The sequence below is a fragment of the Streptomyces sp. NPDC093544 genome, from assembly GCF_040683495.1.
Lineage (GTDB): Bacteria > Actinomycetota > Actinomycetes > Streptomycetales > Streptomycetaceae > Streptomyces.
On record NZ_JBFBEA010000038.1, the window covers coordinates 17,867 to 36,284 of the forward strand.

Genomic DNA, 18,418 nt, shown 5'->3' on the forward strand with positions numbered 1-18,418 from the left:
CCTCAGTGATAGCCGTCTTTGCCGATCCGCAAAAGATCGCGGTCGACCAAGTGGCCTCCGTTGAGCTTGGGTCCGTTCAGCCGGGATCCGCCCAGGTGGACTCCGTCCAGGTGGGGGAGGTCGTGGTCCATGCGCTCGCGCTTGGTCAGCAGGTAGCTGAGGTTCTCCTCGCACGGCGGGATCAGCAGCGGGACCTGTTCGGCGACCTTGATGCCGTGGCGCAGCAGCGCCTCGCGCTTGCGCGGGTTGTTCGACATCAGCCGTACGGACCGTACGCCGAGGTCGTGCAGGATCTCCGCGGCGACCCGGTAGTCGCGGGCGTCCACCGGCAGGCCCTGGGCGAGGTTCGCCTCGACGGTGTCCATGCCCTCCGACTGGAGCTTCATCGCCCGGAGCTTGGCCAGCAGGCCTATGCCCCGGCCTTCGTGGCCCCGGAGGTAGACGAGGATGCCGCGTCCCTCCGCCACGATGGCGCGCAGCGCGGCGGCGAGCTGGTCACCGCATTCGCAGTGCATGGACCCGAAAGCGTCCCCGGTCAGGCACTCCGAATGCAGTCGGGTGAGGGTGTCCCCTTCTCCGATGCCATCCAAGTCCCCGTACACCAGAGCCACTTGTTCCTCTCCACGGTCGTGGTCGAGGTAACCGACGGCATGGAAAGCTCCGTACACAGTGGGCAATGGTGCAATCACGACGCGTTCGACACCTGTGTGGTGGGCATTCCCGCCGAGTACTCCAAAGTTATCTGTCATGATCTGATTCCTAAGCAGAGTCGAAAGGCCGTGAAAACATGAGTGGTTCGGGAACGCGCTCGACGGTATCCGGTCTGTTGCCGGTTGACACCACGGAGGACGTACGGGCGCGGGGGGCGGGTGTGTCACGGCAGGTCGCCGTGCTTCCCGTCGGCAGCTTCGAACAGCACGGTGCGTTCCTGCCGCTCGCGACGGACACGCTGGTCGCGTGTGCCATCGCGCGGGAGGTCGCGGCCGCGTATCCGGTCCATCTCCTTCCTCCGGTGACGATGTCCTGCTCGCACGAGCACGCCGCGTGGCCGGGGACCGTCAGCATCTCTTCCGTCACGCTCCACGCGGTGGTCAGGGACATCGCCGACTCGCTCCGCCGGTCGGGCGTCGACACCCTGGTGGTGGTCAACGGACACGGTGGAAACTACGTACTGGGCAATGTGGTTCAGGAATCGGCGGGCAGCGGTACGCGCATGGCGCTTTTCCCGGCCATGGAGGACTGGGAAACCGCGAGGGAGCGGGCCGGCGTACAGACCTCGCTGCTCAGCGATATGCACGCGGGAGAAATAGAGACCTCCATTCTTCTGCACGCCCATCCGGAATTGGTGAAGGCCGGATATGAGACCTCCGATTTCCTCGCGGACGACCGACGGCACCTGCTCACTCTCGGCATGTCCGCCTATACCGAGTCCGGTGTCATCGGCCGGCCCTCGATGGCCAGCGCCGCGAAGGGGAAGGAACTGCTGGCCGCGCTGACCGAGGCGTTCGGGGCGTACTTCTCCCTGGTGACTTCGGCGAGACTGCCCTTGGAAGAGGGAAATCCGGAGACCGGAACCTCGTAGACCGGTACGGCGGAAACCGTGACTCCGGAGGCCAGTACGGCGGAAACCGGAACTTCGGAGACCGGCACTGCGGAAACCGGAACTTCGGCGGTCGTCGATCGTCGGCATTGATCGTGCCCTCCTGCGCTCTCCTCCCGGGGGCGCCGGAGCGCCGCCGACCACCGGACGACCAGGACGGCCACGCCGGGGAGGCTCGCGGCGAAGCTGAGCACTCCGTAGACAACGGCGACGGTCAGGCCCATGCTCGCGCCGAGCCCGGCGGCGCCGAACGCCCAGGCGGTGACGCCTTCCCGCGGGCCCCAGCCGCCGACGTTCAGGGGCAGGCCCATGGCGAGCAGGGCCAGCAGAGCCAACGGCAGCAACTCGGCGGCGGACGCGGTGGATCCGGCGACACGGGCCGCGAGCAGGAACATGGCCAGGTGACCGGCCATCACCACGACCGACGAGAGCGCAAGGCCGGGCCAGGTCCCGCGGGCGAGCAGGGCGCCGCGCGCTTCGACGAGCGCGGCGCGGACAGCCGCGAACCACTGGGAGCGGCGGCTGGGGGTCCGCACCCTGCGCACCACTCCGAGAGTCACCGCCGCGCACACCGCGACGATCGCGAGGACCAGCGCGAAGTGGCGCGTCTCCGCGAGCACCGGGGACGGCTGTGTGAGCAGCACCGCCACCGCGACGGCCGTGAACACGGCCTGGCCCGCGGTCCGTTCGAGGACCACCGCCCGTACGCCGCGACTGATGTCCCCTTCGCTCTGGCCGTGCCGTACGGCACGGTGCACATCGCCGAGGATCCCGCCGGGCAACGCCGCGTTGAGGAACAGGGCACGGTAGTAGTCCGCGACGGCCGGACCCAACGGCAGCCGGATCTTCAGCCCGCGCGCCACCAGACACCAACGCCAGGCGCTGAACACCGTGGTGAGCAGCCCGAGCCCGAGCGCCGCGAGCAGCGTCACCCCGTCGATCCGCCGCAGCCCGTCCAGAAAAACGCCGGTACCGAGCCGCCAGAGCAGCACACCGAGGATCGCGGCACCGGCGACCGTGCCGAGGTGGGTGCGGATCCGGCGGGAGGTGAAGCGGACGGGCTTCGAGCCCGTGCCCACCTCCGCCCCCGCGCTCACAGGGCCCCGCCCGTCGGCCGGGGCAACGCCAGCAGATCGCTGTGGTGAACGAGCACGCGCAGCTCGCCCGCGGCGAGCGCCGCCACACGGGACCGCAGATACGTCTCTGCGCGCGCGGCGAGTTCGGGTCGCTGCTCGCAGGCAGCGCCGACCCAGCCGCGCAGCCACTCCTCGGTCAGCGCGGCGGTGTCGGGACCGAGCCGCCACGGGCTCGGGTGGGTGCGGACCGTCGCGCCATAGCGGGCGAAGGCCTCGCAGGCGGCCGTGATGGATTCCGGGCCGAGCAGGTCACCACGGCGCTGGTGGGCGTTGAACGCCTCGGCGAACTCGGCGTCGAGCGGGTCGGCCGGTGTGAATTCGACCCGGCCGACGACGGAGAGCGTCAGCAGGGCCGGGACTCCGGCGCCCGCGCACGCCGCCGCGAGGCGGTCGATCTCGTCGCCGGTGAGGACGTCGAGCAGCGCGGAGGCGGTCACCAGCGAGGCCCCTGCCAGTGCCTCGGCGGTCAGCCGGCCGATGTCACCGCGCTGGGTTGTGACGGTGACCCGGCTGCCGTCGGCGGCCGCGCGTGGTGCGCCCACGGTCGCGAAGTGCAGAAGATAGGGGTCCCGGTCGTGCAGGATCCAGTGCTGACCGCCGTCGAGCCGAGGCGCCAGCCACCGGCCCATGGACCCCGTGCCGCAGCCGAGGTCGTGAATCACCAGGTCGCCGCCCCGCCCCGGCCTGTTCGCGAGCCGGATGCGCAAGGGGTCGAGCAGGTCGGACGCCCGCGCGGCGGCATCGGCGCCCTCGCGCAACTGCAGCCACTGGGGCGCGTACCGAGGGACGTCATCGGCGCCGAACGCGTCGACGCGCTCCCCCGGCGCACCCGCGCGCGCCTCGCGCCCGGACACGTCCGAAACATCCGATACGTCGGGCACGTCAGGCACATCTGGCAACTCCGACGGAGTGAGAGCCGTACTCATGCCGCCCTCCGGGGTTCCCGCGGCAGCCGTCCCAGGACGCCCGCCAGGCTGCGGGCCGTGGTGGCCCAGCCGTTCAGCGCGGAGCGTCGGCCGCGGGCGGCCGCCTTCAGACGACGGCGTACGTCGGCCTCGCCGAACCAGCCGCGCAGCTCCGCGGCGAGAGCGGCCGGGTCCTCCGGTGGTACGAGGATGCCGGGCACGCCGCCATCAGGCGCGCGACCGACCGCCTCGGGAAGCCCGCCGACATCGGTCGCCAGCACCGGGATGCCGCGTGCGAGCGCCTCGGTGACGGCCATGCCGTACGTCTCGGCGTACGAGGTGAGGACCATGAGGTCGGCGGCGGCATAGCTCGCGTCCAGCTCGGCGCCCGCCTGCGGTCCCACCAGGTGCAGCCGGTTGCCGAGGCCGTACTTCTCGATCAGGGCGCGGATCTGGGCGACGTACGCCGGATCCTGGCCGAGTCCGCCGACCATGACGCAGCTCCAGGGCAGGTCGGTGACGGTCGCGAGGGCCTCGACAAGGCGGTGCTGCCCCTTGCGCGGGGTGACCGCGGCGACGCACAGCAGCCGCGAGACCCCGTCGGTGCCGGAGGCGAGCGGCGCGATGTCGGCGCCGGGCTCGGCGACATGGACCCGGTCGGGGGCGAGCCCGTGGTGGGCCACCAGCCGGCGCACCGCCCACTCGCTGGTGGCCACGACGGCGGACACAGCCCGCAGCGTCGTACGTTCCTTGGCGTCCAGCTCGGCGGCCACGGCGGGCGCGAGTCCCGTCTCGTCGCCGAGCGGCAGGTGCACGAGGACGGTGAGGGAGAGCCGCTCGGCCTCGGGGACGATGATCTCGGGGACACCGCAGGCGACGAGCCCGTCGAGCAGGACGGTCGTGCCGTCGGGCAGGTCCCGGAGCGTACGGGCGAGTTCCGTACGGGCGGCGGCGCCGGGGCGCGGCCACTCGCCTGGGACGGCATGCCGGTGGACCTGCCAGCCGAAGCCGGGGAGGTCCAGGCAGAGCCGCCGGTCGTACGCGTTGCCGCCGCTCGGCGCGGCCGGGTCGTCGACACCGCCCGGCATCACGAAGTGCACGGAGCTCAGGGACATGGGAATGATCTCGGCATTCTGGAGAGCCGCACTCTGCACCGGCACGTAGTTCAGGGAAGCCTGGTTCCCGCTCACGGACGCCTGGTCGATGGTCGTGTCGGTCACAGCGCACGCTCGTAACTCGCCCAGGCGATGTGCGACTCGTGCAGGGTGACGGTGATGCCCACGAGCCCGTGGGCGCCCTCGCCCAGTGCCCCGGCGTGGACGCGGTCGGCGAGCCGGTCGGCGATGACCTTGGCCAGGAACTCCGTCGAGGTGTTCGTGTCCTTGAAGACCGGTTCGCTGTCGAGGTTGCGGTAGTTCAGGTCGCTCACTACAGCGCCGAGCTCCTGCGTGGCCAGCCCGATGTCGACGACGATGTTGTCGTCGTCCAGCTCGGCGCGCCGAAAGGTGGCGTCCACCAGGAACGTCGCCCCGTGCAGGCGCTGCGCGGGTCCGAAGACCTCGCCACGGAAGCTGTGGGCGATCATCAGGTGATCGCGAACGGTGATGCTGAACAACGGACGACCCTCCAGGTGCGGTGCGTCTGATCCCCTGCCGGGACCGTGCCGTGTAGTACGGCTGGTCCGTTCTCCTTGTTCAGCTGCGTGTTCCCCTTTCTTCAGAGGTCAGGCAGCTTGTTCCGGACTCAAACCCCGTCGTAGACCACACGGTGACACAAGGCGGGTATTGATCCGGACGACAATTTGCCCATCACGTCGGGCAGTTCCTCGAATCGGCACTCGCCCGTGACAAGCGCGTCGAAGGCGGGTTCGGCGAGCAGTTCGAGGGCGAGCGCGAACCGGTCGGCGTAGGTGCGGCCCGCTCGCCGCGCCGGGGAGAGGGAGCCGACCTGGCTGCTGCGGACCGTCAGGCGCCGGGAGTGGAAGGCCTCGCCCAGCGGCAGGCTGACCCGCCGGTCGCCGTACCAGCTGAGTTCGATCACGGTTCCTTCCGGGGCGAGGAGCTCCAGCGCCCTCGTGAGCCCGGCCTCGGTGGCACTGGCGTGCACGACGAGGTCCAGGTCGCCCGCCGCGTCCTCGGGAAGCGCGAAGTCGACGCCGAGCGCCCGCGCGATGTCACCGCGTGCCGGATCGGCGTCGACGAGCTGGACCCGTACCCCCGGGAACCGGGCGAGGAGCGCGGCGACGGAGCAGCCGACCATGCCACCGCCCACCACGGCGATCCGGTCGCCGATCAGCGGCGCCGCGTCCCACAGGGCGTTCACCGCGGTCTCCACGGTCCCGGCGAGCACGGCGCGCGAGGCGGGCACGGAATCCGGTACGAGGGTCACGGCGCTCGCGGGGACGACGTAGCGCGTCTGGTGCGGATAGAGGCAGAAGACGGTCCGGCCGAGCAGCTCCGGGGGCCCCTCCTCCACCTGGCCGACGTTGAGATAGCCGTATTTCACGGGTGCGGGGAAATCGCCGTCCTGGAACGGTGCGCGCATCGTGGCGTACTGGTTCTCCGGTACGCCGCCGCGGAAGACGAGGGTCTCGGTGCCCCGGCTCACTCCGGAGTAGAGCGTGCGCACCAGCACCTCGCCCTCGGCGGGTTCCGGAAGGACGACTTCCCGTATCTCTCCGTGGCCCGGCGCGCCGAGCCAGAAGGCGCTGGCTGTGAGTTTCATGAGCGTCCCCTGAACGATCCGGCAGATCTTCACGTACGGAGCTGTGACAAGCCGCGCACTGTACGCGGCGCTGATCGACTCTGTCATACGGCCGGAGGACTAGCGGTGGCCCTGAACAACACATACGACCTGAGGCTCCCCCACCAGGAGACCATTGTCGGAGCGGGTGTGCAGCTCCTGGTTCTGGCCCTGCTGGGCTCGGCGATCGGCATGGGCCCTGCGGGCTGGCTGACGGGTCTGGCCTTCGCGATCTCCACCTGGGCGGTGCTGAACCGCGCCCTGCGCCGCTCGCAGCCCCGCACCTTCGGGCCCGCCAACCGCGTCACCCTGGGCCGGGCCATCCTCGTCGGCGGCGTCACCGCCCTGGTCGCGGACTCCTTCCGGAGCTCGCCGCCGGTCACCCTCCTGGTCGGTCTGACGGCGGTCGCCCTGATCCTCGACGGCGTCGACGGCAAGGTCGCCCGCCGCACGGGCACCTCGTCAGCCCTCGGGGCCCGCTTCGACATGGAGGTCGACTCGTTCCTGGTCCTGGTGCTGAGCGTGTACGTCTCCATGTCGCTCGGCCCGTGGGTGCTGCTGATCGGCTCGATGCGCTACGTCTTCGTGGCGGCGTCCTGGGCGCTGCCGTGGCTGAACGCCCCGCTCTTCCCTAGCATGGCGCGCAAGACGGTCGCCGCCCTACAGGGGATCGTGCTGCTCGTCGCGGCCGCGGGAGTGCTGCCGTACGAGGTGATGGCCGGGGCTGTGCTGCTGGCGCTCGGGGTGCTGGTCTGGTCGTTCGGACGCGACATCGGCTGGCTGTGGCGGTCAGGAGCGCAGGGCGAGCGCGCCTTCGAGTGAAGCCCGGCAACCGTCCCCGCCCGCGGGAGAGTTGAGGATTCAACGTCGACTAATGTGTGCCCACGTCAGGCGGACGACGGTGTATGAGGAGCTGAGCAGCATGAACGAGCGGTCGGCGGGCGGAATGGTCCCGATCAACTCCTCGGTGGCGCATCCCGCGCGGGTCTACAACGCCTGGCTGGGCGGCAAGGACAACTACCCGGCCGACCAGGAGGCCGCCGAGCTGGCCGCCTCCGCCAATCCGGAGATCATCCCCGCGGTCCGCGCGAACCGGGCCTTCCTGGGTCGGGCGGTGCGCGAGCTGGCCGGAGTGGGCATCCGGCAGTTCCTCGACATCGGTACCGGCATACCGGCCGCGGACAACACCCACGAGGTGGCCCAGCGGATCGATCCCGGCGCCCGGGTGGTGTACGTCGACAACGACCCGATCGTGCTGGCCCACGCCCGCGCCCTGCTCGTCAGCACCCGGGACGGTGCGACGGACTACCTCAACGCCGACCTGCGCGACGTGGACCACATCCTCAGCGCGGCGCGGGACACGATCGACCTGTCGCAGCCCGTGGGCCTCATGCTGGTGGCGATCCTGCAGTACATCCCGAACGCCGATGATCCCTACGCCATCGCACGCCGCCTCCTCGACGCGCTCGCCCCCGGCAGCCACGTGGTCCTCTCGCACCCCGCGTCGGACATCGGAGCGGACGAGGTCGCCGAGTCGATGCGCGTCTACAACGAGCGGGCCGCCGCGCACGCGTCCGCGACACCCCGCACGCAGGCCGATGTCACCCGGTTCTTCGACGGTACGGAGATCCTGGCCCCCGGAGTCGTGCAGCTCCCCCAGTGGCGGCCCGGCCCGAACGACGTACCGCCCGCCGGCCCGCTGCCCATGTGGTGCGGGGTCGGACGCAAGGCGTAGGCGTCCTGGGACACGATTGACCGGACCTCGTGTCCCAGCACCCGGCCCGTGTCCACCTTCGGGGAGACCAGCCGGGTGCGGGTGAGGGCCAAGGAGAGGCCCCGCTCGCGGTCGGCGAAGGCGATGCTGCCGCCGCTGCCGTGATGACCGAAGGACGTGAGTTCACCGGCTGTTTCGGGCAGGCCCAGGAAGTAGCCGAGGCCCTTGGTGTATCTGCTGAGGAACGTCTTGTCCTTGCCGTCGACGGCCACCGCGGAGGCGAGCCGCATCCGCTCCGGGGTGAGCAGCCGTACGCCGTCGACCTCGCCGAGGAGCGCGGCGTACATGCGGGCCGCCGCCCGCGCTGTGGTCGTACCGCCGGCGGGCAGGTCCGCGAGCAAGTAGTCGCGGCGGTTGGCCAGTTCGGCGGTGGTCCACACACTGCGGTTCCGCGCGACGAGCCGGACGAAGGGCACGGACGGCGGCAGGCTCGCCAGGTACGCCGCCCAGTCGCCCTCCACCAGCGGTGCCGTGCGCGCCAGTTCACTCTCCGGCAGTCCGAAGAAGAGCTCGTCGGCGACGCCGAGCGGCTCCGTGACGTACACACGCAGTGCCTCGGCCGGACTCAGGCCGGTGATCCGGCGTACGGTCTCACCGAGGATCCAGCCGAACGTCCAGCCGTGGTAGCCGCTGGCGGTGCCGGGCTCCCACAACGGTTCCTGCGCCGCGACGATCGCGCACATCGTGTCCCAGTCGCACAGCTCGGCCGGGGTGATGGCGGCGGGCAGCTGCGGTACGCCCGTCGCGTGGGTCAGGGCGTGCCGTACGGTGGCGCGGCCCTTGCCGTGGGCCCCGAACTCCGGCCAGTAGTGGGCGATCGGGGTGTCGTAGTCGACCAGCCCGCGGTCGGCGAGGACATGGACGAGGGTGGCGGTGAAGCCCTTGCCGAGCGAGAAGCTGTGGATCAGCGTGTCGGGTGCGACGACGCTGCCGTCGGAGGCGTCGGCCACACCCGCGCACGCGTCGACGATCAGCTCGCCGTCCAGATACACCGCCAGCTGGAGACCGTTCTCCTGCCCCGACTCCACGAGCCGTTCGAGGACGGCGCCGACCCGCGCCCGCATCTGTGCACCCACACCGTCGCGACTCACCTGGGCATCATGGCACCGGGCTTCGCCTCCGTGCGGGACACCTCCTCGGAGGATGCGCGGGGCGTGCCGGACATCCGCCCGGCGCGCTGCGCCGGCACGAGGAGCGCCGCGAGTGCCGCCGCGAGGCAGAGCAGGGCGAGCAGGGTGAAACCGTGGGTGTATCCGGAGGCGTACGGGAGGCCCGAGGGCTGGAGGCGGCTGGTGACCAGGACGCTGGTCACGGCCGCGCCGATGGAGCCGCCGATGGTGCGGATGTTGGCGTTCATACCGGTCGCTGCGCCGGTCTGCTCGGGCGGGACGCTGCCGACGATCAGGTTGGCCATCGAGGCGAAGGCCAGTCCGATGCCGAGGCCGAAGATGCCCGCCGCGAAGGCGACCTGCCACTGCTCGTCGTGCCAGAGGGCGAGGAAGCCGCAGGCCACGGCGCCGAGCGCGGCGCCGGCCGTGAGCAGTTTCTTGGCGCCCAGTACGGGTTGCAGGCGGCCGCTGAGCACGCCCGAGCAGAACATCGCGATGAGCATCGGCAGCATGAGCAGTCCGGCCGCGGTGACGCTGGCGCCGAAGCCGTAACCCGCGGAGCTGGGGGTCTGTACGAAGCCGGGGAGGAAGGACCAGATCGAGTACATGCCCGCGCCGAACAGCAGCGCTGCGACGTTCGTGGTCCACACGGCGGGCAGCCGCATGATGCGCAGGTCGATCAGCGGGGAACGGGAACGTGCCTCGGTCAGCAGCCACAGCGCGAAGAGCAGCACGGCGGCGGCGAACAGTCCGATCACCCGGGCCGACCCCCAGCCCCACTGGCCCGCCTGGCTGAGCGGGAGCAGCAGGGCCACCAGCCAGCCGGACAGCAGGACGGCACCGAGCCAGTTGACGCGTCCCTCGGCCCGGCTGGGCGACTCGGGAATGTAGCGCAGGGCGATGAGTGTGGTGACGGCGACGATGCCGACGGGGAGCCAGAACAGCCAGCGGTAGTCGAGCGCGGTCACGATGGGACCGGCCGCGACCATGCCGACCCCGCCGCCTGCGGCGATCACGGCGGACAGGTTGCTGATGCTGGGGCTGACCTCAGCGGGGGTGAACTCGTCCCGGATGATGCCGAAGGACAGCGGGAACAGCGCACCGCCGATGCCCTGGACGACGCGGGCGACGATCAGCAGGCCGATGGTCGGCGCGAGCGCGGCGAGCAGACAGCCGATCGTCACGGTCACCAGGACGGCGACGAGGGTGCGTTTCTTGCCGATCAGGTCGCCGACACGGCCGAGGATCGGGGTGAAGACCGAGGCGGACAGCAGGTACGCCGTCATCACCCAGGTCGCGGTGGACTGTGAGGTGTGCAGGGCCTGCTGAACGGTCGGCAGGGCCGGTGCGATCAGCGACTGGAGCATGGAGAACACGCCGGCACCGGTCGCGAGGACCGCGAAGGTGAGGCGGGTGGACTTCCGGGGCATCAAAGAGCCTCTCCGAGCAGAACAGAGCGGAGCCAAAGAGTGGAGCTGAAGCGCTGCGAGGCAGCGGTGAGCACGCCGACGACCACGCTGAGCGGTCGCCGAAGGACGGTGAGGGCGGGCGGTGCACAGGACGCAGGGCCCGGTATGCGGTCGAAACGGGGGTGGGGGCGTCGATGACGCGTGCTGCCGCACGCGTCCACGCGGAACTCACCCCGACTGGTAAAGTGGAGGTACGCCTCCACTGTAGCGGAGGCATACCTCCGCTTCAACCTCGGACCGCCCCGGGAGGCAGCAGTGACGGCTCAGCCGTTCCCCGTCAGCGAGATCGTCGCGGCCCGGCGCCCGCACCGTAAGGACGCCGCGCGCAACTACGACGCCCTGATGACCGCTGCCCGCGAGGCATTCGCGGAGAACGGCGCCGAGGCCTCGCTGGAGGACATCGCTCGGCGCGCGGGCGTGGGCGTCGGCACGCTCTACCGGAACTTCCCCACCCGCCGCCACCTCTTCGAGAGCGTCTACGCGGCCGAGGTGAACGACCTGTGCCGGGTCGCCGAGGAGGTCGCCGTCCTGGAGCCGTGGGAGGCGCTGGCCTCGTGGCTGCGTCGCTTCGTCGACTACACCGTGACCAAGCGGGCCATCCGTGAGGCGCTCAACAACGAGTCGGAGATCTTCCTGGCCTGCCGCGACTCGATGTACGCGGCGGGCGGCCCGCTGTTCGAACGGGCACAGAAGGCCGGCCAGGCGCGTACGGACATCGCCTTCGACGACCTCCTGCGGATGGTCGCCGGAATCACCTCGACGAACTTCCTCGACGACGCCCAGCGCGACCGCGTCCTGGCCGTCGCCCTCGACGGTGTCCGCTCCGCCCGCTGAACCACCCGGCTTCCCTACGGGTACCGCATACGGCGCAAACCCCAACTGGCTAGACTGCGCACCCTCGTACACGTGATCGCACCACGTGCGAGCCTGCGCTCCCCGAAGGGTTTCGACGCTTGATAGCCATCGAAGATGTCAGCAAGCGATACGCCGACGGCACTGTGGCCGTCGATCGCCTGTCACTGCAGATACCGAACCACTCCATCACCGTGCTCGTCGGGCCTTCGGGGTGCGGCAAGACCACCACGCTCCGCATGATCAACCGCATGATCGAACCCAGCAGCGGCACGATCCGGGTCGACGGCGAGGACATCCAGCGCAAGCCGGTCAACGCCCTGCGCCAGTCCATGGGTTACGTCATCCAGAACGCCGGGCTCTTCCAGCACCGCACGATCGTCGACAACATCGCCACGGTGCCGCGGCTGCTCGGCTGGTCCAAGCAGCGTGCCCGGGCCCGTGCCGCCGAACTCATGGAACGGGTCGGCCTCGACAAGGACATGGCCCGCCGCTATCCGTACCAGCTCTCCGGAGGTCAGCAGCAGCGGGTGGGCGTCGCCCGTGCGCTGGCCGCGGACCCGCCGGTGCTTCTGATGGACGAGCCGTTCTCCGCGGTCGACCCGGTGGTCCGCCGGGGCCTCCAGGAGGAGTTGCTGCGTATTCAGGGCGAGTTGGGCAAGGCGATCGTGTTCGTCACCCACGACATGGACGAGGCGATCAGGATCGGCGACCAGGTCGCGGTGTTGCGCACCGGCGGCAAGCTCGCCCAATTCGCCGCTCCGGACGAGCTGTTGTCCTCGCCCGCCGACTCCTTCGTCGAGGAGTTCCTTGGCGCCGACCGGGGCATCCGCGGTCTGTCGTTCCTGTCCACGCGCGACCTCCCCCTCGACCGCTCCCGGATCCTCCCGGTCGGCACCGACTGGCAGGAGACCGCCGGGCGCATCGGCGCGGAGGCCCCGGCCCTGGTCACCGACGCAGGCGGCAAGCCGCTGGGCTGGGCCGACCTCACGGTGTGGAAAGGCGACGTCAAGACGCTGGAACCGTACGGGCAGAGCTTCGAGATCGGCCGGGACTCGCTGCGGGTTGCCCTGGACCGGGCGGTGCTCTCGCCCACCGGCCAGGCGGTCGCCGTGGACGGAGCGGGGAAGGTGCTGGGCCTCGTCGGACAGGAGAAGATCGCCGCGGCTATCCGCGCGGCCCGCCGGCAGCGGGCGGCCGAATCGCCGGAACTTCCGGTACAGGTGAAGGCCTCGCGATGAACGGCTTCTTCGACATCCCGAGCGACCTCCAGAGCAGCTATCTCGGCCTGATCTCCACTCATATGCAGGAGGCGCTGGTCCCGGTGCTCGTCGGCCTCCTGCTGGCGCTGCCGGTAGGCCTGCTGTGCGTCCGCTTCAACTGGATCTATCCGCCGGTCCTCTGGTTCACCACGGTGCTGTACGCGATCCCGTCGATCGCCTTCTTCGTGGTGCTCATCGACTACACGGGGCTGAGCAAGACGACCGTGATGATCCCGCTGAGCCTCTACAGCCTGGTGATTCTGGTCCCGGCGGTCGTCGACGGTGTCCGCTCGGTGCCCGAGGAGACGAACGCAGCCGCCACGGCGATGGGCATCGGTCCCGGGCGCCGTTACCTCCAGGTCCAACTCCCCATCGCCGTACCGGCGATCATGGCGGGACTACGGGTGGCGACCGCGTCGAGCATCAGCCTGGTCAGCGTCGGCGCGCTGATCGGCAACGAGGGGGCGCTCGGCAATCTGCTGACCACCGCGATGCTCTACCACCGCCCGCTCCTCGCCGTGAACTCGGTGCTCACCACCGCCGTCCTCGCGATCCTTGTCGACGCCGTGCTCGTCCTGCTGCGGCGCGTGCTCACCCCCTGGCAGCCGCCCTCCGGCCGCAGGACCGCACGCCGTACGTCCACGATCGCGGGCGCCGCCCGCACCCCGGAGAGCGTCTCGTGAACGTCCTCAACTTCATGCAGTCCTTCTTCAGCGACGGGTCCCACTGGCACGGGTACGACGGGATCCCGCAGCGCGTGTGGGAGCACGTCCAGTACACCGTCGGGGCGCTCGCGATCGCCGCGGCCGTCGGCCTGCCCATCGGGCTCGTCACCGGACACACCGGACGCGGTGGCAACGCACTGGCGTTCGTGGCCTCGGGGGCCCGGGCGCTGCCGACGTTCGGGCTGCTGGTCCTGATGTTCGTCTGGCTGGGCCTCGGCATCGTGCCCGTGATGATCCCGCTCGTGGTGCTGGCGATCCCCCCGATCCTCATCACCACCTACGAGGCGATCCGCACGCTGGACCCCTCCCCCGTCGACGCCGCCCGCGGCATGGGCATGTCGGAGGGGAAGATCCTTTTCCAGGTCGAGGTGCCGGCGGCGCTGCCGCTGATCCTCAGCGGTCTGCGCTCGGCGGCGATCCAGATCGTGTCGACGGCCACGATCGCGGCCTACGTGGCCCTGGGCGGCGTCGGCCGGTACATCCTGGACGGCCTCTACCAGCGCAACTTCGAGAAGGTGGCCGGCGGGGCCGCCCTCACGGCCGTCCTGGCGCTGCTCGTCCTCGTGCTGTTCTGGGTGGTGACCCGGGTGGCGGTGTCCCCGGGGGTCCGCAGGCGCCGTACGGCCTGACGGAAAAGCGAAAGGGGCGACGGGCCATGGCCCGTCGCCCCTTCTTCCGGCTACTTCTCCGCGGTGGCCAGGGCGTGTTCGAGGACGACGAGGAGCGCGTCACGTACCGATCCGCGGCTGCGGGCGTCGAACACGGTGAGCGGTACGTGCTCGCCGACGTCGAGGGCCCACCGTACGTCGTTCAGGTCGTGCTCGACCTTGCCGTCGAAGGCGTTTATGGCCACCGCGAACGGGATCTGGCGGTGCTCGAAGTAGTCGACCGCCGCGTAGCAGTCGTCGAGGCGGCGGGTGTCGACGATGACGAGCCCGCCGAGCGCGCCCTCGATCAGGTCGTCCCACATGAACCCGAAGCGCTCCTGGCCGGGGGTTCCGAACAGGTAGAGCTTCAGGGTCGGGTCGAGAGTGACGCAGCCGAAGTCCATGGCGACGGTGGTCGTCACCTTGTGCGGCGTGTGGGAGAGGTCGTCGACGCCCGCGGCGACCGAGGTGATGGACGCCTCGGTGGTCAGCGGCTCGATTTCGGAAATGGCGCCTACCGTCGTGGTCTTGCCCACGCCGAAGCCGCCCGCGATGACCATCTTCACCGGCAGCGGCGGCCGGGGACCCTGGGTGTCAGCGCTCACGGATCGCGCCCCGGGAGTCGGGGATAGCTCGGAGACCATCGATAACCCTTCGCAATACTGTGGCGTCGCGGGCGGAATCGGCCTGCGGTGCGTACAAGGCCAGTTGACCGTCGGCGCGCAGATCGTCGGCGAGCACCCTGATCACATTCAAGTGCATCCGCAGTTTCGCCGCGATCTCCGCCAGCGACTGCGGCTGACGACAGACCGCGATGATGTCGCGGTGCTGGTCGAAGACGAAGGCGTCGAGCGCGGCCAGACCCATGTCGGTCGCGACCACCTGGGTCTCGATCGGGATCGGCGGCACCAGACTGTCACCGCCCGCGATCCGTCCCGCGGTCAGCAGGAAAGGCCGGACAACCGACGCGGGAGGCTCAACTCCCCACGCGGTTTCATCGTCGCCTGATGGCTCGCCGGCCGTCGTCACGTCCTGATCCCTTCGCCTCGCGGGTCGTCATGGACCGGCGACGTCCTTGTCGACCGTCAACGTCGACCGTCAACCGGTCGGAGCGATGCCCACGGTGTTCTTGAGTTCCATGACCAGCTGAGGACTCAGGACGGCGCCCGCGCGATTGGCGAAGAGCGTCATCTCGTACGCGATGTTGCCGAGCTTCGCCTCCTTGGAGGCGACCACTCCGAGCACCGCGCCCGCGCCAAGGGCCGACACCAGGACGTGCCCCTCCTCCAGATCGATGATGACCTTGTTCAGGCCACCCAGCCCGTAGTTGCCGGAGGCCCCCATGGCGAGGCTGGTGATACCGGAGACGATCGCCGCGAGCCTCTCCGAGTCGGCCTGGCCGCGCAGTTGGGAGACCGCGAGCAGCAGTCCGTCGGAGGAGACTCCGATGACGTCGACGACCCCGGCGGTCTCGGTGGCGAATCGATTGAGCAGCCAATTGAAGTCGGCAGCGGCGGCCTTGACGTCCGTCACCGGTTCCGCGGCTCCGGATTCCGGCTTGCCTGTCCACATGGTCACTTGCTCGTGCCTTCCGGGAATGAGGATCTGTTGCTCTGATTGGTCTGTTCGCCCGGCGCCCCGGAGCGGTTCGCGCCAGGGTCCGTGCCCCTCGCCGCGCTCTCGCTCTGGGCCCGTAGCACCGCGGCCTCGAACTCGTCGAGCTCGGAGCGCGCGGCCTCCGGGTCGACGGGCTGCCAGGCGGGCGGCCGTGGAGTCGGCATGGGCTGCTTGGGCAGCCGGGTCGACGCGGTGGTGGCCGACAGGGTCGCACCGCGCACCCGGCGCCGCAGCGAACCGGCGCCCTCGACGGGGTCCGACGGGGCCATGCCCGAGTCGCCGTTGCCGCGTGGCCTGCCGAGTCCGTTGGTGGGATGGGCCAGGGCGTCCTCGCCTCCGGTTCCCGTCGCGGGTTCCTGCCTGCGTGTGTGGCCGGGGAATTCCTCGCCCGGGCGTGCACGGACCCTGCGGGGCAGGGCCGAGGCGCCGGGCGCCGACTCGACCGTCGCGGGACGCGGCTCGGGCGGGCCGGACCGGCGGGCGGCCGGCATGATGTGCGGGGCCCGCGTCGCGGCTCCCGTCGGGTCGGCGAGCAACAGGTGCGAGGAGGGGACCGCGACGGTGACGGTGACGCCGCCGCCGGGGGTGCGGGACAGGACGACTTCGATGCCCCAGCGCCGGGACAGACCGCCGACCACGAAGAGGCCGAGGACCTCGGTGGGCGCGAGGTCGAGTCGTTCGCGGCGGATCAGCCGGCCGTTCTCCTCGGCCAGCCGCTCGGGGCTCATCCCCAGGCCGTGGTCGATGATCTCGACGAGGGCGCCGCCGGTGGAACCGTGCCGCGGTCGCAGGACCACCTCGACGTTGCTGGAGGCCGGGGAGAACATCACCGCGTTCTCCAGCAGTTCGGCGAGCATCAGCGTCAGGTCGCCGACGATGTCCGGAGCGACGTTGACATCGCCCTCGGCGTGCGGGGTGACCCGCTGGTAGCCCTCGATCTGGCCGAGCGCGGCGCGGACGATGTTACTGAGCCGCATGGGACCGGCGTTGAGGCCGCCCTCACGGATTCCGGCGAGCAGCATCAGGCTGTCGGCGTTGCGCTGGAGGCGTACCGCGATGTGGTCGATGCGGTAGAGCCGTTCCAGTACCTCCGGGTCGGTCTCGCCGCGCTCCACCGAGTCGATCAGCGCGAGTTGGCGTGCCGTCAGGTTGCTGACGCGGCGGCCGACGTTGCCGAACATGACGGCGATGTTGCGGCGGCTCACGACCTGGCGCTCCAGCAGGGCGGTCGCGGTGACCTGAACCTGGTTGAAGGCCTCGGCGAGTTCACCGATCTCGTCGCGGACCGGCACGGGTACGGCGTCCAGACGCGGCGGACTCGCGTCCTCGGCGTCGTCGTCCGCGACCCTGGCCAGCTCCGTCCCGGCCGCGGCGGCCACGTGCTGGGCCGCCCCGGTGAGCGTCCGTACGGTCCGCAGTACGGAGCGGCGGACCAGCACGGAGAACAGGAACCAGGACACCAGCGCGAGCAGGGTGCCCGAGACCAGCCAGATGACTTCCCACCAGGCGTCGGTCGACGCGTCGTCGGCCTGGGTGGCGAGCTGGCCGATGAGCGACTGGGTGATCTTCAGCCGGCTCTCGGCCTGGCGCGCGTAAGTGGGTTCGGCGCTCAGCGCGTCGGACAGGGCGGTGCGCAGCTCCGCCGGGCTCCCGGCGATCAGAGCACTCGGGTCGACCTGTAGCTGGGCGAAGTGCTGCGCGATGACGCCCTGGTACGGGTTGTGTTCCATCCCGTCGATCGCGGCGGCCTGGTCGGGGCTGGCGAACCGGGTGAACCGGTCGGCCTGGGAGAGGTACTGGTCGTAGTCACCGACGGCGCTGGTGAACTCGATGAGCGCGTTGGCGTCGCCTGTCCGGGCCGCGAAGACGCTGGTCTCGAAGGACGCGTGGGCGGTGTCGGCGCGCAGCAGCGCGTCGAGCAGGCTGGCCGCGGAGGTCGAGGACGTATCGGCCTGGCCGAGCCTGAGGCCGTTGATGAGACCGTCGATCACCGATCCGTACGCGGGGTCGATGTTGTCGGCGGGGATGGGCCCCTGCTCGACCGTCTGGCGGAGGGTGTCCAGGCCCTCCAGCTCCCTGAGCACCTGGGCCTCGGCCGCGGGCAGCCGGTCCCCGAAGGCCGAACGGACGGCGTCCGCCTGAACGTTGACCTTCTGCTGCGCGTCGAGGTACGCGGAGGTGTTGGGCGCGCTGTCGCCGGAGCTCGCGGCCTCGTAGCGCAGGGAGACGAGGAGCGCCTGCCGGTGCTCGGCCTGCACGGTGTCGATGAGCTTGGTGACCTGCGCGCTGTCCCGCACCAGTTGGGCGGTGTCGGCGGCGGTCAGGGCCCGGTCGACCTGTGCGTAGATGACGTAGAAGAGCATCGCCGAGACGACCGCGAGCGGCACGATGACCAGGACGTTGAGCTTCCGACGGAAAGGCCAACGGTCAAGGAGGGGCGGAGTCCGACCTATTCGGGGGGCCACTGACGGCTCCTCCAGGACGGCTTTCCTGTGCGCGGGCACCAAACCTCCTTGACTTCATTCCATGGAAGCCCGCTGTCCGGGCTTGGTGGGTTCAGGGTCGCGACAGCGCGCTCAG

At 70.4% G+C, this 18,418-nt stretch carries 17 protein-coding genes and 2 pseudogenes; 7 read left to right on the top strand and 12 right to left on the bottom strand.

The window, feature by feature from the left end; translation table 11 throughout:
- Positions 1–2: 2 nt before the first annotated feature.
- On the bottom strand, positions 3–749 hold the full coding sequence (gene ribA, locus AB0N66_RS38165) for a GTP cyclohydrolase II (protein WP_365444011.1): 747 nt from the start codon (positions 747–749) through the stop codon (positions 3–5).
- Positions 750–787: 38 nt separating this feature from the next.
- On the opposite strand from ribA, the gene AB0N66_RS38170 reads away from it, so the two are divergent.
- On the top strand, positions 788–1,582 hold the full coding sequence (locus AB0N66_RS38170) for a creatininase family protein (protein WP_365444014.1): 795 nt from the start codon (positions 788–790) through the stop codon (positions 1,580–1,582).
- Positions 1,583–1,830: 248 nt separating this feature from the next.
- Here the strand turns inward: AB0N66_RS38170 and AB0N66_RS38175 are convergent.
- The 5 genes and pseudogenes from AB0N66_RS38175 to AB0N66_RS38195 all read right to left on the bottom strand — a co-directional run.
- A pseudogene (locus AB0N66_RS38175) lies at positions 1,831–2,697 on the bottom strand (lysylphosphatidylglycerol synthase transmembrane domain-containing protein); the annotation flags it as partial.
- Entirely contained in the window at positions 2,694–3,662 is a 969-nt protein-coding gene (locus AB0N66_RS38180) for a class I SAM-dependent methyltransferase (RefSeq protein WP_365444017.1), read from the bottom strand. The pseudogene AB0N66_RS38175 and the gene AB0N66_RS38180, both read right to left, overlap by 4 nt.
- A complete protein-coding gene (locus AB0N66_RS38185; protein ID WP_365444020.1) occupies positions 3,659–4,861 on the bottom strand; it encodes a glycosyltransferase family 4 protein in 1,203 nt (400 codons plus the stop codon). Before AB0N66_RS38185 ends, AB0N66_RS38180 begins: the two co-directional genes overlap by 4 nt.
- A complete protein-coding gene (locus tag AB0N66_RS38190) occupies positions 4,858–5,256 on the bottom strand; it encodes a 6-carboxytetrahydropterin synthase (RefSeq protein ID WP_365444023.1) in 399 nt (132 codons plus the stop codon). Before AB0N66_RS38190 ends, AB0N66_RS38185 begins: the two co-directional genes overlap by 4 nt.
- Positions 5,257–5,384: 128 nt before the next feature.
- The gene (locus AB0N66_RS38195) at positions 5,385–6,365 is read right to left on the bottom strand and encodes a dehydrogenase (protein WP_365444026.1); all 981 of its coding nucleotides are present in this window, start codon (positions 6,363–6,365) and stop codon (positions 5,385–5,387) included.
- Between the two features lie 105 nt (positions 6,366–6,470).
- Between AB0N66_RS38195 and AB0N66_RS38200 the strand changes: the two genes are divergently transcribed.
- Together AB0N66_RS38200 and AB0N66_RS38205 are read left to right on the top strand one after the other, a co-directional pair.
- Positions 6,471–7,205: a CDP-alcohol phosphatidyltransferase family protein gene (locus AB0N66_RS38200; protein WP_365444029.1), complete on the top strand. Its 735-nt coding sequence runs from the start codon at positions 6,471–6,473 to the stop codon at positions 7,203–7,205.
- Positions 7,206–7,305: 100 nt separating this feature from the next.
- A complete protein-coding gene (locus AB0N66_RS38205; RefSeq protein ID WP_365444032.1) occupies positions 7,306–8,118 on the top strand; it encodes an SAM-dependent methyltransferase in 813 nt (270 codons plus the stop codon).
- A 71-nt stretch (positions 8,119–8,189) separates the two neighbouring features.
- Here AB0N66_RS38205 and AB0N66_RS38210 read toward each other — a convergent pair.
- Together AB0N66_RS38210 and AB0N66_RS38215 are read right to left on the bottom strand one after the other, a co-directional pair.
- A pseudogene (locus tag AB0N66_RS38210) lies at positions 8,190–9,221 on the bottom strand (serine hydrolase domain-containing protein); the annotation flags it as partial.
- A gap of 23 nt (positions 9,222–9,244) precedes the next feature.
- Positions 9,245–10,696, bottom strand: coding sequence for an MFS transporter (locus AB0N66_RS38215; protein WP_365444035.1), 1,452 nt, complete (start codon positions 10,694–10,696; stop codon positions 9,245–9,247).
- A 294-nt stretch (positions 10,697–10,990) separates the two neighbouring features.
- On the opposite strand from AB0N66_RS38215, the gene AB0N66_RS38220 reads away from it, so the two are divergent.
- From AB0N66_RS38220 to AB0N66_RS38235, 4 genes are all read left to right on the top strand, one after another.
- Positions 10,991–11,569 carry a helix-turn-helix domain-containing protein gene (locus AB0N66_RS38220; protein ID WP_365444038.1) on the top strand — a complete coding sequence of 193 codons (579 nt, stop codon included), beginning with the start codon at positions 10,991–10,993 and terminating at the stop codon, positions 11,567–11,569.
- 119 nt (positions 11,570–11,688) lie between these two features.
- Positions 11,689–12,828, top strand: a complete 1,140-nt coding sequence (locus AB0N66_RS38225; protein WP_365444041.1) for an ABC transporter ATP-binding protein — start codon at positions 11,689–11,691, stop codon at positions 12,826–12,828.
- Positions 12,825–13,532, top strand: a complete 708-nt coding sequence (locus AB0N66_RS38230; protein ID WP_365444044.1) for an ABC transporter permease subunit — start codon at positions 12,825–12,827, stop codon at positions 13,530–13,532. Before AB0N66_RS38225 ends, AB0N66_RS38230 begins: the two co-directional genes overlap by 4 nt.
- A complete protein-coding gene (locus tag AB0N66_RS38235; protein WP_365444046.1) occupies positions 13,529–14,203 on the top strand; it encodes an ABC transporter permease in 675 nt (224 codons plus the stop codon). Before AB0N66_RS38230 ends, AB0N66_RS38235 begins: the two co-directional genes overlap by 4 nt.
- Positions 14,204–14,253: 50 nt before the next feature.
- Here the strand turns inward: AB0N66_RS38235 and AB0N66_RS38240 are convergent, their stop codons facing one another.
- The 4 genes from AB0N66_RS38240 to AB0N66_RS38255 all read right to left on the bottom strand — a co-directional run bounded on the left by AB0N66_RS38240 (position 14,254) and on the right by AB0N66_RS38255 (position 18,342).
- A complete protein-coding gene (locus AB0N66_RS38240) occupies positions 14,254–14,865 on the bottom strand; it encodes an ATP/GTP-binding protein (RefSeq protein WP_365444049.1) in 612 nt (203 codons plus the stop codon).
- Complete coding sequence (locus tag AB0N66_RS38245) at positions 14,816–15,250, bottom strand: DUF742 domain-containing protein (protein ID WP_365444052.1); 435 nt, start codon at positions 15,248–15,250, stop codon at positions 14,816–14,818. Before AB0N66_RS38245 ends, AB0N66_RS38240 begins: the two co-directional genes overlap by 50 nt.
- A gap of 69 nt (positions 15,251–15,319) precedes the next feature.
- Positions 15,320–15,793 (bottom strand): roadblock/LC7 domain-containing protein, encoded by a 474-nt coding sequence (locus tag AB0N66_RS38250; RefSeq protein ID WP_365444113.1) that lies wholly within the window; start codon positions 15,791–15,793, stop codon positions 15,320–15,322.
- 2 nt (positions 15,794–15,795) lie between these two features.
- Positions 15,796–18,342: an ATP-binding protein gene (locus AB0N66_RS38255; protein ID WP_365444055.1), complete on the bottom strand. Its 2,547-nt coding sequence runs from the start codon at positions 18,340–18,342 to the stop codon at positions 15,796–15,798.
- Between the last annotated feature and the right edge of the window lie 76 nt (positions 18,343–18,418).

Bases quoted from the DNA above. Each gene is read 5' to 3' on its own strand.
- AB0N66_RS38240 (WP_365444049.1), bottom strand. From the start codon at position 14,865: ATGGTCTCCGAGCTATCCCCGACTCCCGGGGCGCGATCCGTGAGCGCT.
- AB0N66_RS38180 (WP_365444017.1), bottom strand. From the start codon at position 3,662: ATGAGTACGGCTCTCACTCCGTCGGAGTTGCCAGATGTGCCTGACGTG.
- AB0N66_RS38250 (WP_365444113.1), bottom strand. From the start codon at position 15,793: ATGTGGACAGGCAAGCCGGAATCCGGAGCCGCGGAACCGGTGACGGAC.
- AB0N66_RS38205 (WP_365444032.1), top strand. From the start codon at position 7,306: ATGAACGAGCGGTCGGCGGGCGGAATGGTCCCGATCAACTCCTCGGTG.
- AB0N66_RS38230 (WP_365444044.1), top strand. From the start codon at position 12,825: ATGAACGGCTTCTTCGACATCCCGAGCGACCTCCAGAGCAGCTATCTC.
- AB0N66_RS38215 (WP_365444035.1), bottom strand. From the start codon at position 10,696: ATGCCCCGGAAGTCCACCCGCCTCACCTTCGCGGTCCTCGCGACCGGT.
- AB0N66_RS38170 (WP_365444014.1), top strand. From the start codon at position 788: ATGAGTGGTTCGGGAACGCGCTCGACGGTATCCGGTCTGTTGCCGGTT.
- ribA (WP_365444011.1), bottom strand. From the start codon at position 749: ATGACAGATAACTTTGGAGTACTCGGCGGGAATGCCCACCACACAGGT.
- AB0N66_RS38195 (WP_365444026.1), bottom strand. From the start codon at position 6,365: ATGAAACTCACAGCCAGCGCCTTCTGGCTCGGCGCGCCGGGCCACGGA.